12 protein-coding genes are annotated in these 14,715 nt (G+C 45.6%); 6 read left to right on the forward strand and 6 right to left on the reverse strand.

What is annotated here, in order from left to right; genetic code table 11:
* Positions 1–13 precede the first annotated feature (13 nt).
* Positions 14–1,018 carry a class II fructose-bisphosphate aldolase gene (locus tag K6V30_RS22025; protein ID WP_010538923.1) on the reverse strand — a complete coding sequence of 335 codons (1,005 nt, stop codon included), beginning with the start codon at positions 1,016–1,018 and terminating at the stop codon, positions 14–16.
* Between the two features lie 445 nt (positions 1,019–1,463).
* On the opposite strand from K6V30_RS22025, the gene K6V30_RS22030 reads away from it, so the two are divergent.
* From K6V30_RS22030 to K6V30_RS22045, 4 genes are all read left to right on the forward strand, one after another.
* Positions 1,464–1,718 carry a type B 50S ribosomal protein L31 gene (locus tag K6V30_RS22030; RefSeq protein WP_005678397.1) on the forward strand — a complete coding sequence of 85 codons (255 nt, stop codon included), beginning with the start codon at positions 1,464–1,466 and terminating at the stop codon, positions 1,716–1,718.
* Between the two features lie 644 nt (positions 1,719–2,362).
* Complete coding sequence (locus K6V30_RS22035; protein ID WP_055270201.1) at positions 2,363–3,415, forward strand: efflux RND transporter periplasmic adaptor subunit; 1,053 nt, start codon at positions 2,363–2,365, stop codon at positions 3,413–3,415.
* Between the two features lie 4 nt (positions 3,416–3,419).
* Positions 3,420–6,458 carry an efflux RND transporter permease subunit gene (locus tag K6V30_RS22040; protein ID WP_055270227.1) on the forward strand — a complete coding sequence of 1,013 codons (3,039 nt, stop codon included), beginning with the start codon at positions 3,420–3,422 and terminating at the stop codon, positions 6,456–6,458.
* A 51-nt stretch (positions 6,459–6,509) separates the two neighbouring features.
* Positions 6,510–7,781, forward strand: coding sequence for a TolC family protein (locus tag K6V30_RS22045; protein WP_029425648.1), 1,272 nt, complete (start codon positions 6,510–6,512; stop codon positions 7,779–7,781).
* Positions 7,782–7,896: 115 nt separating this feature from the next.
* Here K6V30_RS22045 and K6V30_RS22050 read toward each other — a convergent pair whose 3' ends face one another.
* The 4 genes from K6V30_RS22050 to K6V30_RS22065 form a co-directional block, all read right to left on the reverse strand.
* Positions 7,897–9,132 (reverse strand): sodium ion-translocating decarboxylase subunit beta, encoded by a 1,236-nt coding sequence (locus K6V30_RS22050; RefSeq protein WP_008763355.1) that lies wholly within the window; start codon positions 9,130–9,132, stop codon positions 7,897–7,899.
* Positions 9,132–10,961 (reverse strand): biotin/lipoyl-containing protein, encoded by a 1,830-nt coding sequence (locus K6V30_RS22055; protein WP_010538927.1) that lies wholly within the window; start codon positions 10,959–10,961, stop codon positions 9,132–9,134. Before K6V30_RS22055 ends, K6V30_RS22050 begins: the two co-directional genes overlap by 1 nt.
* A 28-nt stretch (positions 10,962–10,989) precedes the next feature.
* Entirely contained in the window at positions 10,990–11,250 is a 261-nt protein-coding gene (locus K6V30_RS22060; RefSeq protein WP_010538928.1) for an OadG family protein, read from the reverse strand.
* A 233-nt stretch (positions 11,251–11,483) separates the two neighbouring features.
* Entirely contained in the window at positions 11,484–11,633 is a 150-nt protein-coding gene (locus K6V30_RS22065) for a hypothetical protein (RefSeq protein WP_022300849.1), read from the reverse strand.
* 153 nt (positions 11,634–11,786) lie between these two features.
* On the opposite strand from K6V30_RS22065, the gene K6V30_RS22070 reads away from it, so the two are divergent.
* Positions 11,787–12,413 carry a BT4734/BF3469 family protein gene (locus tag K6V30_RS22070; RefSeq protein ID WP_022300848.1) on the forward strand — a complete coding sequence of 209 codons (627 nt, stop codon included), beginning with the start codon at positions 11,787–11,789 and terminating at the stop codon, positions 12,411–12,413.
* A 58-nt stretch (positions 12,414–12,471) separates the two neighbouring features.
* Complete coding sequence (locus K6V30_RS22075; RefSeq protein WP_010538930.1) at positions 12,472–14,310, forward strand: DUF3987 domain-containing protein; 1,839 nt, start codon at positions 12,472–12,474, stop codon at positions 14,308–14,310.
* 154 nt (positions 14,311–14,464) lie between these two features.
* Here the strand turns inward: K6V30_RS22075 and K6V30_RS22080 are convergent, their stop codons facing one another.
* On the reverse strand, positions 14,465–14,683 hold the full coding sequence (locus K6V30_RS22080) for a DUF4248 domain-containing protein (RefSeq protein WP_010538931.1): 219 nt from the start codon (positions 14,681–14,683) through the stop codon (positions 14,465–14,467).
* Positions 14,684–14,715 lie beyond the last annotated feature (32 nt).

Below are 14,715 nucleotides of genomic sequence, written 5' to 3' on the forward strand. Positions count from 1 at the left end.
GGATAATCTCTGATTATTCAGCCAACTTATTGTCAGAACCCAGCACGTTAAGGATTTTGTGCTTGTACAGTTTTTCCATGTTGTCACGAGCCGGACCCAGATACTTACGTGGGTCGAATTCAGCCGGTTTTTCAGCGAAAGTCTTACGGATAGCAGCAGTCATAGCCAGACGAGAGTCTGAGTCGATGTTGATTTTGCAAACAGCAGACTTAGCAGCTTTACGCAATTCTTCTTCAGGAATACCAATAGCAGCTTTCAAAGCACCACCATATTTGTTGATCGTTTCCACTTCTTCTTCAGGAACTGAAGATGATCCGTGAAGTACGATAGGGAATCCCGGAAGTTTTTCCATTACAGCATCCAATACTTCGAAAGCCAATGGAGGAGGAACCATACGACCGGTAGCCGGGTCAATGTGACATTGTTCCGGAGTAAATTTGTAAGCACCGTGAGAAGTACCGATAGAGATAGCCAATGAATCGCAACCTGTACGAGTAGCGAAATCAATCACTTCTTCAGGGTCAGTATATGTGTGGTGGTCAGAAGAAACTTCATCTTCTACACCTGCCAATACACCAAGTTCACCTTCCACTGTTACGTCGAACTGATGAGCGTATTCAACAACCTTCTTAGTCAAAGCAACGTTTTCTTCATAAGGAAGATGAGAACCGTCGATCATAACTGAAGAGAAACCTGAATCGATGCAAGATTTGCAAGTTTCAAAAGTATCTCCGTGGTCAAGGTGAAGAACGATTTCAGGATGTGCGCAACCTAATTCTTTTGCGTATTCTACAGCACCCTGAGCCATGTAACGCAACAAAGTAGCGTTAGCATACTGACGAGCACCTTTAGAAACCTGAAGAATCACCGGAGATTTTGTTTCTACTGCAGCCTTGATGATAGCCTGCATCTGTTCCATATTGTTGAAGTTGAATGCTGGGATAGCGTATCCACCCTTAATAGCCTTAGCAAACATGTCTCTAGTGTTTACCAATCCTAAGTCTTTGTAATTAACCATTTTGTTTAAAGTTTATTGTTAGTGAATAAAAATTCTACGCAAAAGTAAGCATTATCCACCGAATAACGAACATCGGAAAGAAAAATATAATAGAAAAAGGTTTAAATCAATCAGCAAATATTCATCGACAAGCAGGTCTGACATTAGATTGTAATGTCCACCTAGCAAATAAACGACTAAAAGACAGTTATCTTCATCCTCTGATTATACATACCTTTATATATTATACAATCATTATAAAAACATGTATTATCAATAAAAAGCAGTAGTAATCTTGTTCCCGGAAATCACATAATTCATAAAAACAGTATAATTCACGGAAGTTTTTTCAGCAAAGCTTTTTCTATTTCAGAGAAATGTACTATCTTTGCGCTCTGAAAATGACCATTACACTATTTCTTACCAAAATAGTAACAGAATATAAATTAAAAAAACAGATACTGAAATGAAAAAAGGCCTTCATCCAGAATCATACCGTCCGGTAGTATTCAAAGATATGTCCAATGGTGACATGTTTTTGTCTAAATCAACTGTAGCAACTAAAGAAACCATCGAATTCGAAGGTGAAACTTATCCGTTGCTGAAGATTGAAATCTCAAACACTTCTCACCCGTTCTATACAGGTAAATCTACATTGGTAGATACTGCAGGTCGTGTTGATAAGTTCATGAGCCGTTACGGTGACCGTAAGAAGAAATAATTCAATCTTTCGTTAAGATGAAAAAAGAGGAGATTTCCAGCAGGAAATTTCCTCTTTTTCGTTTCATAGATAAACTAAAGGACCGTACCATTCTTCACAGAGTAGTGCGGTCCGTATATTAACTGGCTAAGGGGAACTATTACCAGGTAATATAAAAATGGTATAGTTAAGGGAATATACCATACCATTATATCATCTAATTTCCTGAAAATTATCGATTGTTAAATAGTACTATTCAGGAAAAATACTTCCTATTATCATATATAATATTCGGCAGGAAAAAAAGACGGTCCTGCTGACCCGTTGCACTACATATTACAGTCCACGAGGGATGAGATACAGTGGGCGCATTAACGCTCCACACGGGGGACAGAACCGTATATCTAAGGAAGCCACGAGCATATTCCCACATGCTCGTAGCTCAAATTCGAGAATTAAATTCTCATATCGCATTCCGCGACTGTAATACTAGTGCGGTGCAAAAGTGGGAATAATCTCTGATAAAATCAACAGAAAATGCATTTTTTATCTATAAACAATCATTTTCCTTTAATGTTGATACTAATTTCACATTTCTAATAAACCATTCTTTGCTGAACATAGTCAAGTGTCAAATTGTTTACTCCCCAAACAATGAACGACTTATGAAAAATATCTATGTGATTGCACTTGCAGCCATCCTATTGGAAGGCTGTGGGCAAAAGAAAGAGACGACGGTACCCGCCACCCGACCTGTAAAAACAACCATTGTCGAGTCAAGGTCAGTGATCAGAAAAGATTTCTCCGGCATTGTAGAAGCAGTGGAGTACGTCAAGCTGGCATTCCGTGTCAGTGGACAGATCATCAACTTGCCTGTTATCGAAGGAGAGAAAGTAAAGAAGGGGCAGCTGATTGCATCTATCGATCCCAGAGATATCGCGTTGCAGTATGCTGCCACCAAATCCGCTTACGAAACGGCTTCTGCACAAGTAGAGCGTAACAAGCGCCTGCTCTCCCGGCAAGCGATCTCTGTGCAGGAATATGAAATTAGTCTTTCCAATTACCAGAAAGCGAAATCGGAGTACGAACTGTCCACCAACAACATGCGTGATACCAAACTGACAGCTCCTTTCGACGGCTCTATCGAAAAACGTCTGGTAGAGAATTATCAGCGTGTCAATTCAGGAGAAGGGATCGTACAACTGGTCAACACCCAGAACCTGCGTATTAAATTTACCATACCGGATGTCTATCTTTATCTCCTTCGTGCCAAAGATCCCCGTTTCCTTGTAGAGTTTGATACCTTCAAGGGTCATGTGTTCAAGGCGAGACTGGAGGAATATCTGGACATATCAACCGAAGGAACTGGTATTCCGGTTAGCATTACTATTGACGATCCCTCTTTCGACCGGGATTTGTATGCCGTAAAACCCGGTTTCACTTGCAGTATCCGTTTCACAGCCGATGTAGGTCCGCTGGTACAGGAGAGTTGGACGATCATACCGCTCAGCGCTGTTTTCGGTGAAAGTGACGGTAATAACATGTACGTCTGGGTAGTCGAAGGCAACAAAGTGCACAAACGAAAAGTAGTAGTCAACGCCCCTACAGGAGAAGCGCAAGTGCTCGTATCCGAAGGGTTGAAACCCGGAGAACAAATCGTTATTGCAGGAGTATACCAGTTGGTAGAAGGAGAAAATGTTAAATCAATGGACTATTAAAAAAATGAATTTAGCAAAATATTCACTGGATAACACGAAGATCATCTATTTCTTCCTTGCCGTGCTGCTGATTGGAGGCATTACTTCTTTTGGAAAGCTGGGCAAGAAGGAAGATGCTCCCTTCGTTATCAAATCAGCGGTCATCATGACGCGCTATCCGGGAGCCGAACCGGCAGAAGTAGAACGGCTGATCACAGAACCTATCTCCCGTGAGATACAAAGTATGAGCGGTGTGTACAAGATTAAATCAGAGTCTATGTACGGACTTTCCAAAATCACGTTTGAGCTGCAACCCTCGCTTTCCGCCAGTTCCATACCCCAGAAATGGGATGAGCTACGACGCAAAGTACTCAATATTCAACCACAGTTGCCTAGTGGTGCTTCCACTCCGACTGTCTCTGACGACTTCGGCGACGTATTCGGTATCTATTACGGACTGACGGCAGATGATGGCTTCACTTATGAAGAAATGCGCAACTGGGCTGAACGAATCAAGACACAAGTAGTCACTGCAGACGGTGTGATGAAAGTTGCACTGTTCGGAGTGCAGACAGAAGTAGTCAATATCTTCGTTTCTACCAACAAACTAGTGGGAATGGGCATTGATCCCAAGCAGCTGGCCAACCTGCTACAATCGCAGAATCAGATTATCAACACCGGAGAAATCCGTGCAGGCGTGCAGCAACTGCGGGTGACCGCCAACGGTATGTACACCACCATAGACGATATCCGCAATCAAGTCATCACTACCAAAGCCGGACAGGTGAAACTAGGCGATATAGCCGTTATCGAGAAAGGGTATCTCGACCCTCCTTCCAACATCATGCACGTGAACGGAAAACGGGCTATCGGTATCGGTGTATCCACCGACCCGCAAAGAGATGTAGTGCAGACGGGTGAGAACGTAAAAGTAAAACTGAACGAGCTCCTCCCCCTCATGCCTGTGGGACTGGAACTGCAAAGCCTCTACCTCGAAAACGAGATCGCCAACGAAGCCAACAACGGATTTATCATCAACCTGATCGAATCCATCCTGATCGTGATTGTCATTATCATGCTGGTGATGGGACTCCGTGCCGGTCTGCTCATCGGCTCTTCGCTGATTTTCTCTATCGGAGGTACACTGCTCATCATGTCTTTCTTCGGTGTCGGACTCAACAGAACGTCCCTGGCAGGATTTATCATCGCCATGGGTATGCTGGTGGACAACGCCATCGTAGTGACGGACAACGCCCAAATAGCCATTGCCCGAGGTGTAAACCGACGGAAAGCCCTGATAGACGGAGCAACCGGACCACAATGGGGCTTGCTCGGAGCAACTTTCATTGCCATCTGCTCCTTCCTGCCGCTTTACCTTGCTCCCTCTGCTGTAGCGGAAATCGTAAAACCGCTGTTTGTGGTACTTGCCATTTCACTAGGACTGAGCTGGGTACTTGCCCTGACGCAGACTACCGTATTCGGAAATTTCATTCTGAAAGCCAAAGCAGGAGACGGAACGAAAGATCCATACGATAAGCCGTTCTATCATAAATTCGCTTCTATCCTTGGAGTGCTGATCCGCAAAAAAGCTGTCACATTGGTATCCATGGTAATACTCTTTATCATCTCGCTCATTATCATGGGAACGATGCCGCAAAACTTCTTCCCGTCGCTCGATAAGCCCTATTTCCGGGCAGACGTATTCTATCCGGACGGATATAGCATCAATGACGTAGTGAAAGAGATGAAATCGGTAGAAGAACATCTGGCGAAGCAGCCGGAAGTAAAAAAGGTATCCATCACGTTCGGCAGCACCCCGCTGAGATATTACCTCGCTTCCACTTCTGTCGGTCCGAAGCCGAATTTTGCGAATGTACTCGTTGAATTGACAGACAATAAATATACAAAAGAATACGAAAAGAATTTTGACGAATACATGAAAGCCAATTATCCGAGCGCAATCACACGGACCAGTTTGTTCAAGCTGTCCCCCGCAGTGGATGCATCCATCGAAATCGGATTTATCGGTCCGAATGTGGATACGCTTGTATCACTTACCAATCAGGCAATAGCCATTATGCACCAGAATCCGGATTTAATTAATATCCGCAATTCGTGGGGAAACAAAATACCCGTCTGGAAACCGGTTTACAGCCCGGAACGGGCACAACCGCTGGGTGTATCCCGACAGGGAATGGCACAGAGCATTCAGATCGGTACCACGGGAATGACTTTGGGAGAATACCGGCAGGGAGATCAGGTACTTCCTATCCTATTGAAAAATAACCAGCTGGATTCATTCCGGATCAATGATCTGCGCACATTGCCCGTATTCGGGACAGGCAACGAGACGACCAGTTTGGAACAGGTAGTATCTGAATTTGACTTCCAGTACCGGTTCTCGAACGTGAAAGACTATAACCGGCAGATGGTGATGATGGCACAATGCGACCCGCGTCGCGGGACCAATGCGATTTCCGCTTTCAACCAGGTATGGTCGCAGGTACAGCAGGAGATAAAAATACCGGAAGGATATACCATGAAGTATTTCGGTGAACAGGAAAGTCAGGTGGAATCGAATGAAGCGCTGGCCAAAAACTTACCGCTGACATTCTTCCTGATGTTTGTGACGCTGCTCTTCTTGTTCAAGACGTATCGCAAGCCGACCGTCATCCTGTTAATGCTGCCGCTGATCTTCATCGGTATCGTGCTGGGACTGCTCGTACTCGGCAAGTCGTTCGACTTCTTCTCCATATTGGGTCTGCTAGGTCTGATTGGTATGAACATCAAGAACGCTATCGTACTGGTAGACCAAATTGATTTGGAAACAGCAGCAGGCAAAAAACCGCTGGACGCAGTCATCAGTGCCACGACCAGTCGCATCATTCCGGTAGCGATGGCCTCCGGAACAACGATTCTGGGTATGTTACCGCTACTGTTTGACGCCATGTTCGGCGGAATGGCCGCCACCATCATGGGCGGACTGTTAGTAGCCTCGGCATTGACACTATTCGTCCTTCCTGTAGCCTATTGCGCCATCCACCGGATCAAAGGAGAACAATAATTATCCATTATCAACTATCCATTATCCATTAAAAGATTATCCATGAAAGAAATGAAAACTCAACTCATACTATTTTCACTGTTGCTCCTTGGCTCCACAGCCTGGGCGCAACAGCCCTGCCTGAGTCAGGAAGCCTACCGCGAAAAAGTGGAGGCTTACAGCCAGATATTGAAACAACAAAAACTAAAGACATTGGCCAGTTCGGAGGCGCGAAAGATAGCCCATACAGGTTTCCTGCCGAAAATCGACGTAAATGCAGACGGTACCCTGAACATGAGCGACCTTAGCGCATGGAACGAACCGGTGGGCGAATACCGCAACCATACCTACCAAGGAGTATTTGTCGTATCACAGCCACTCTACACAGGCGGTGCGCTCAATGCCCAACATCAGATAGCGAAGGCAGACGAAAAGCTGAACCAGCTGAACGAGGAACTCACGTTAGACCAGATTCACTATCAAAGTGATGCTGTCTACTGGAATGCCTCCGCTTCAAAAGCCATGCTACAAGCGGCCGACAAATACCAGAGCATTGTCAAACAGCAATATGACATTATTCAAGACCGTTTCGATGACGGAATGATCAGCCGTACAGATCTTCTGATGATTTCCACCCGGCTGAAAGAAGCGGAACTGCAGTATATCAAAGCGCGCCAGAATTATACATTAGCGCTGCAACAGCTGAATATTCTGATGGGAGAAGCGCCGAATACTCCTGTAGACAGCCTGTACAACATCGGAATGATCTCCGCTCCTGTCCGGATACTGCCTCTGGAAGATGTTTTGCAACGACGTGCCGATTATGCCAGTACGGAAGTAAACATCATGAAGAGCCAGGCACAACGTAAAGCGGCTCTCAGCCAGTTCAATCCCCAATTAAACATGTATTTCAGCGGTGGCTGGGCAACGGCCACACCCAACTTGGGATACGACGTATCTTTCAATCCCATCGTAGGAGTCAATCTGAATATTCCCATTTTCCGCTGGGGAGCCCGTTTCAAGACGAACCGGCAGCAGAAGGCATATATCGGAATACAAAAGTTGCAACAGAGTTATATGACGGACAATATCAACGAAGAACTGTCGGCAGCTCTCACCAAACTGACGGAAACAGAATCTCAGGTGAAAACAGCGAAAGAAAACATGAGTCTGGCAAATGAGAATCTGGATCTGGCCACTTTCTCCTACAATGAAGGAAAAGCGAGCATGGTAGATGTACTTTCCGCCCAGTTGTCATGGACGCAAGCACACACCAATCTGATCAATGCTTATCTGGCAGAGAAGATGGCTGTGGCTGAATACAAGAAGGTGACCAGCGAATAGATAAAAACAAAATTAGGCACGGATGACACGGATTTCACGGTTTTAAGAGTTGAGTAACTAAAAACCGTGTTTATCCGCGCAATCCGTGCCTAATTTTTATTGGTTGTTCTTTTTATTATGCAAGGAAGGAGATCAGTACACCCGCAGCTACTGCCGAGCCGATTACCCCTGAGATGTTACTTGCCATACAATACTGCAATACATGATTCTTCGGATCGTATTTCAACGCAATCTCATTCGCCACACGGCTTGCCATCGGAACGGCACTCAGTCCGGTAGCTCCGATCAGCGGATTAATCTTCTTCTTGGAGAATAGATTCACTAACTTCACAAAGAAGATACCACCGGTAATAGAAAGAGCAAATGCAAGGAAACCACCGATGACAATACCGATTGTCGTCCAGTTCAAGAAGGCTTCAGCCGTCATGGTTGCACCTACCGAAAGTCCGAGGAAGATAGTAGCGGCATTCATGATACTGTTGGAAGCAGCATCGAACAGACGGAAAGTATTGCTTCCGATTTCTTTCACCAGATTACCGAACATCAGCATACCGATCAAAGGTACTGCACTCGGCACGAAGAGAGCTACAATCGTAGTCACTACAATCGGGAAAATAATCTTCAGTACACGCAGATTCTTGATTTCCGTCTTCGAAGGATATTTCTTTTCCTGTTCCTTCATGTTGATGCTCAGTTCTTTCTTAGTACAGAACAGCTTCACTACCAACGGAATGATCACAGGCACCAGTGCCATATAAGAATAAGCGGCAATAGCGATCGGACCCAGCAAATGCGGAGCCAGCTTGATCGTTGTAAAGATGGCTGTCGGTCCGTCCGCACCACCGATAATACCCAGTGAAGCAGCTTCTTGCGGAGTGAATCCCATCAGGATGGCTACCAGCAGAACAGTAAAGATACCTAACTGTGCAGCAGCTCCAAAGATGGAAAGATGCAGATTACGCAACATCGGTCCGAAGTCCGTCAACGCACCGACCCCCATAAAGATGATCGGAGGCAGGAAACCGGTCTTGATCAGCATATAATAGATGAAGTTCATAATTCCCAGTTCATGCGCAATGTCATGCAAAGGCATTTCCCAGATATTCTTCATCACACCGTTTATCATCACCATACCATTCTCATCTGCCTGTATCACTCCCATATCTCCTCCGGGGAAGTTGGCAAGCAACACACCGAAAGCAATCGGAACAAGCAGCAGCGGTTCGTACTGTTTCTTGATACCCAGATAAAGCAGGACGAACGCGATGGCATACATTATCAGGAACTGCGGTTCGGCAATGATATTGCTGAACGCAGTCATGTCATATAAGTTCTCAAATATCTCGTTCATTATCCTATCTTCATTAATACATCATCTTCTGAAACAGTGTCTCCCGGATTGGCGCAGATGGCAGTTACCGTACCGCTAAATTCAGCACGGATGGCGTTGTAAGTCTTCATAGCTTCCACATAGCAAAGCACATCACCCTCTTTTACCGCATCACCTACTTTCAAGGCAGCTTCCTGCGCATTCTTCACCAAGAAGAATTTACCTTCCAATGGAGAAAGGACATCCTGACCTTCCCCTGCCGGAGCCGCAGCCACAGGTGCAGCAGGCAGTTCGGCATCACCATAAGCTACTGTCACACGATAAGCCTGTCCGTCCACCTGTACAGTCAGTGTTTTTGGTTTTGCATCTTCTTCCGGCGATTTATCTTTCTCGGCACGACGTTTTACCACGTCTGCCAGGAAGTCTTCCTTCGCTTTTCCACTCTTGTAAGCCTCATACTGAGCCGGATGCATGGCATATTCGAAGAGTTCTTCGTCGTCCTCTCCCACTTCCCATTTGTTTTCCTTCATCAGCTTGCGATACTTGTCGAGTGAGTCGGGGTAATTGTCCTGCGGATTACCTTCGAAGAATTTACGTCCTTCACGTTCGGCTTTCTCGATGATTTCGGGAGCCAGTGTACCCGGCAGGCGTCCTGCTTTACCCAGCAGCATATCCCAGATATCGTCGGCAATCATTCCCCAGCGTTCCTTGCCTTTTTCCATTGCCATCACATTCATCATGGCAAGGTTCTTCACGTACTGGCTGAACGGAGTTACCAATGGAGGATAACCGACGCGGGGCCATACATACGCCACTTCGTTGAATAGCTTGATCAGCAACTGATCCTGTGTCATAAACGGCAGGTTATGTTTGGCTTTATACTTGTTGATAGATTCCAGATTCGATTCGAGGTCAGCCATCAGACTACCCATCATACCGCCAGGAAGTCCCGGACCGATCAGCAGCGAGTTCATCAGACGGTTCTTTGGGCTGATATACAAGCCAAGGAAGTCATCCATAAATTCCTGAATCAGCGCACGCACTTTCATGTAGGCTTCCATATTGATTTCCGGTACCTGATATCCGGCATCTTTCAGCATAGCCTGTACGCTGAGAAGATCGGCGTGTCCCGTACCCCATGAAAGCGGTTCCATACCTACGTCAATGTAGTCGCAACCGGCTTCGCATACTTCGAGGATGCTTGCCATGTTGAAACCGGGACCGGCATGACTATGATACTGAATAGGAATTTCAGGATGTGCCGCTTTGATATTGGCCACGATCTTGCCCAATGAAACGGGGCGGCCGATACCTGCCATGTCTTTGATGCAAATCTCGTCCGCCCCCAGCTTGATAAGTTCTAACGCCATATTGGTGTAGTACTCTACCGTGTGGATCGGCGAATGGGTGATGCAGAGTGAACACTGTGAGATCATGCCTGCCTCTTTGGCATACGTGATGGAAGGAGCGATATTGCGTACGTCGTTCAATCCGCAGAATGTACGGGTGATATCTGTGCCTTGTGCTTTCTTTACTTTGTAGAACAACTTGCGGACGTCTGCCGGAACGGGGCTCATACGGAGTCCGTTCAATGCACGGTCGAGCATGTGTGTCTGTATGCCGGCTTCGTGGAACGGCTTCGTCCATTCGCGCACGGCTCTATTCGGGTTTTCACCAAACAATAAATTCACTTGTTCAAAACCTCCGCCATTTGTTTCTACACGGGCGAAACAGCCCATTTCAATGATGGCAGGAGCTACCTTTACGAGTTGGTCTACACGAGGTACATATTTTCCGGCAGATTGCCACATATCTCGGAAAACCAGACTAAACTTAACTTCTCTTTTCATGTTTTTCTATGATATACTTTTGATAGGTTTATAACTTTTCTACTTTTGTAATCTTTCCTTTTCCTAATGTCACCACATTCACAGCTGCTGTGATAGCCGCCATTATATTACCCGGAATAGGCGCAGGACCTTGTAGCGCTTCCTTCTTCGCAGGAACCACTTCTTCGGGAGCATACTTGTTGACAAGAGTAATCAGTAACTTACCTAAATAAATCACAATCAGCAGAATAACAAATACGGTAGCCATGCCGACCACCATCAGCAGGATCGCTGTTTCGATATTTTCCATATAATAAACTATTAGTAATTCAAGTCGTTTGTCCAAAAAGCGTCCGAAAATACCAAATATTTGTGATAAAACAAATTAAGAGAGGAATAAAAAAGTATAAATCGTAAGATATCAAATATCATCCTGCCCCTTCTTGCACCGAATATAAAGTTTTGCCCACTCATTCACTTTCTCCAAAAACTCTTCTTCGGTGCGAGTCCTATAATAATATTCAAGAATACGCTCATAATGAATCAGATCTTTTTCTTCCCCTTTTTTACCTTTTGGTAAGTAGCAGGTCCCATATGTATCTCATGACACATTTTTGAAAGATTCACATGCGCTACTTTAAGCACCTCTTCAATAAACTCACCGAGTTTAGGATGCACAATTTTATTTTCCATTTTTCTTATTATTAGTTAAAAACACGTCTTATATATTAAACATTTTCACACTACTTCAGACATATCTGAACTCGACTTATTTTATTTGTCTTACTTTCGCACCATGCTTTGAAAGTCAAAGTCATTTATTAAACGCCCTAATAGAAGTATTCTATGCAAAACTTTTTCAGAATGTCTTATTTCATGCCCCCGATTGCTCCCATCAGGAACGAACAAGGACAAACCGTTACCCCCGCCACACTCACTCCCTTCTGCGAAGTCTCAGTAGAGCAAGTATATCAGATGATCACCTGCAATGAAAATCTCAAAGTACTGACCACACAGGTACGCAGTACCGGAGACCTGCGAATGGCAAAAGTCTCTTTACTCCCCTACGTAACCCCATGCGGCATATTCAGCCGCCGAAGTAGTAAATTCTTCACATCACCGTCCGGCCTCGTTGTGGTAGATATAGATAACCTCGACTCCTATCAGAAAGCCGTAGAAATGCGTCGTACACTGTTCGACGATCCTTTCCTCCGCCCTGTACTCGCATTTATCAGTCCCAGCAGCCGGGGTGTGAAAACATTCGTACCTTACAGCAAGCTGTACACAGACGATCAGAGCCGGAACGTAAGAGAGAGCATGAACTGGGCAATGCAATACGTAGAAATGACCTACGGATCAGAAATGAATAGCTCCATCGAAACAGTTCAAAAAGCCGTAGACACCTCCGGCAAAGACATCGTAAGAGCCTGCTTCCTCAGCCATGACCCACAAGCACTATTCAGAGAATATTAAACGATCCATCTTGAATAATCAACGATGAACTATCAATTATCCATTATCAATAAAAAAAATGACCGATATTGAATCCTTACGCCTCCTCACCGAAGCAGTTGAAACAGCAGGTGCCGACATTGCACCCACTTACGCCGAGTATGTACAATTAGCATTCGCCATCGCAACGGACTGTGGTGAAGCAGGACGGGAGTTTTTTCATCGCCTGTGCCGGATTTCCGCCAAGTATCAATCCGCCCATGCCGAACGAATGTTTTCCAATGCACTCACGAAACAGCAGGGAGCAATACATCTCGGAACGGCCTTTCACCTCGCTGAATCGACAGGAGTAAAAATCTGCAAGGAAGCCCGGAAGGAAGTTATGAACAACCGGACGGGTACAGTAGGTACAGAAAGTTCACCGCACAATTTTTCCACACACGCGCACGTGTATAATAAGGTGGAAGAAGAAAAGAGTGAATCAGAAGAACTGCTGGAAGGCAGCGACCCGCATCACCCATTACCCACTTTCACCTTAGAAGACTGGCCGAAGCTACTGCTGCGCATCATAAGTTATGGCACTACCGTCACTCAAAAAGACGTACTCTTGCTCGGAGCATTGACTGCTCTGGGCGCCACCATGGAACGATACGTGAGATGTCATTATGCCGGCAAATACCAATCGCCCTGTATGCAATCCTTCATTGTAGCTCCGGCAGCCTCGGGCAAGGGAGTACTATCACTCATCCGCCTGCTCGTTATGCCTATCCACGATGATATCCGCCAACAAGTGGAAAAAGAGATGAATGCCTACAAAAAGGCAAAAGTCGCCTACGAAATGATGGGCAAAGAGCGTGCCAAAGCGGAAATCCCCGAAATGCCTTTAAACAGAATGTTCCTCATTTCCGGCAACAATACCGGTACCGGTATCCTTCAAAATATTATGGATAACAACGGAACAGGCCTCATCTGCGAAACCGAGGCGGATACGATCTCTACCGCCATCGGTTCGGAATACGGTCACTGGAGTGAGACGCTTCGCAGAGCATTCGACCATGACTGGTTAGCATACAACCGACGTACCAATCAGGAGTACCGGGAAAACAAGAAAAGTTACCTCTCTCTCCTGCTTTCGGGGACACCCGCACAGGTGAAACCACTCATTCCTTCAGTAGAGAACGGACTTTTTTCACGCCAGCTGTTCTATTATATGCACGGTATCTATCAATGGATCAATCAGTTTGACGAAAACGAAATAGACTTGGAAGCCATCTTCACCGCCATTGGTCTGGAATGGAACAAGCTATTGAACTTACTCAAGGAACATGGTCTCCACACACTCCGGCTCACGGATGAACAGAAACAGGAGTTCAATGATCTCTTTTCCGAACTGTTCACCCGGTCAACGATTGCCAATGGCAGAGAAATGAACAGTTCCATCGCCCGAATGGCTGTCAACATCTGCCGTATCATGTCAGTAGTGGCCATGCTTCGTGCTCTTGAAAATCCTCAGCCGTATCAATACCAGGCATCTTCTCACCCCCTGCTTACACCGGACAAGGAAATCGCTGCTGATAATATCAAAGACGGTATCATTACCCGTTGGGATATGACAATCACTCCCGAAGATTTTAAGGCTGTGCTGAACCTTGTGAAACCACTCTATCAGCATGCCACGCATATCTTGTCTTTCCTTCCTCCTTCAGAAGTCAGCCATAGGGCCAATGCCGACCGTGACGCATTCTTTGAGGCACTGGGTATCCAATTTACCCGTGCACAGTTAGTGGAGCAGGCTACGACTATGGGAATCAAGCCCAACACTGCCCTCACCTGGCTGAAACGACTGGTAAAACAGGGACTGATTGTCAATCTTGACGGTAAAGGTACTTACGCGCACGCACGCGTGTGCGTGTGTTAGGGAAGGGCCGGAAAAGTGTACCTACTGTACCTGTTGATAACATCGTCTTTTATCGTTATTTTATGAAAATCAGAGTATAGCGTTTTGTATTAGCTAAAGCTAAGCTTTAGAACCCATAAAGCTTAGCTTTAGAAGTCGTAAAGCATAGCTTTAGCTAGGGTTCTCCCAACGCATCCACTATCACCCTTACCTCCAGCGGAGTGTAAGAACGGTGCTGCGGCTGATAGCCCAGATCGAGCAAACGTTCCTGAAGACCGGGGCAGCGAACAATCCATTTATTCATTTTGCGGTAAGCGGCAATGCCGGTAAGTTCGGGAGAATAAAGCTGTGCCAGTTCCATACGACCATAAGCACGTATTTTGAATTCTATCATGACAAATAAGTTTCTGTTTTACAGTCACAAAA

This window comes from Bacteroides faecis (assembly GCF_020091505.1).
Taxonomy (GTDB): Bacteria; Bacteroidota; Bacteroidia; order Bacteroidales; family Bacteroidaceae; genus Bacteroides; species Bacteroides faecis.

Coding starts and splice junctions, on each gene's coding strand:
- K6V30_RS22065 (WP_022300849.1), bottom strand. CDS start 11,633: ATGGAAAATAAAATTGTGCATCCTAAACTCGGTGAGTTTATTGAAGAG.
- K6V30_RS22060 (WP_010538928.1), bottom strand. CDS start 11,250: ATGGAAAATATCGAAACAGCGATCCTGCTGATGGTGGTCGGCATGGCT.
- K6V30_RS22025 (WP_010538923.1), bottom strand. CDS start 1,018: ATGGTTAATTACAAAGACTTAGGATTGGTAAACACTAGAGACATGTTT.
- K6V30_RS22070 (WP_022300848.1), top strand. CDS start 11,787: ATGCAAAACTTTTTCAGAATGTCTTATTTCATGCCCCCGATTGCTCCC.
- K6V30_RS22075 (WP_010538930.1), top strand. CDS start 12,472: ATGACCGATATTGAATCCTTACGCCTCCTCACCGAAGCAGTTGAAACA.
- K6V30_RS22035 (WP_055270201.1), top strand. CDS start 2,363: ATGAAAAATATCTATGTGATTGCACTTGCAGCCATCCTATTGGAAGGC.
- K6V30_RS22080 (WP_010538931.1), bottom strand. CDS start 14,683: ATGATAGAATTCAAAATACGTGCTTATGGTCGTATGGAACTGGCACAG.
- K6V30_RS22040 (WP_055270227.1), top strand. CDS start 3,420: ATGAATTTAGCAAAATATTCACTGGATAACACGAAGATCATCTATTTC.
- K6V30_RS22050 (WP_008763355.1), bottom strand. CDS start 9,132: ATGAACGAGATATTTGAGAACTTATATGACATGACTGCGTTCAGCAAT.
- K6V30_RS22045 (WP_029425648.1), top strand. CDS start 6,510: ATGAAAACTCAACTCATACTATTTTCACTGTTGCTCCTTGGCTCCACA.
- K6V30_RS22055 (WP_010538927.1), bottom strand. CDS start 10,961: ATGAAAAGAGAAGTTAAGTTTAGTCTGGTTTTCCGAGATATGTGGCAA.
- K6V30_RS22030 (WP_005678397.1), top strand. CDS start 1,464: ATGAAAAAAGGCCTTCATCCAGAATCATACCGTCCGGTAGTATTCAAA.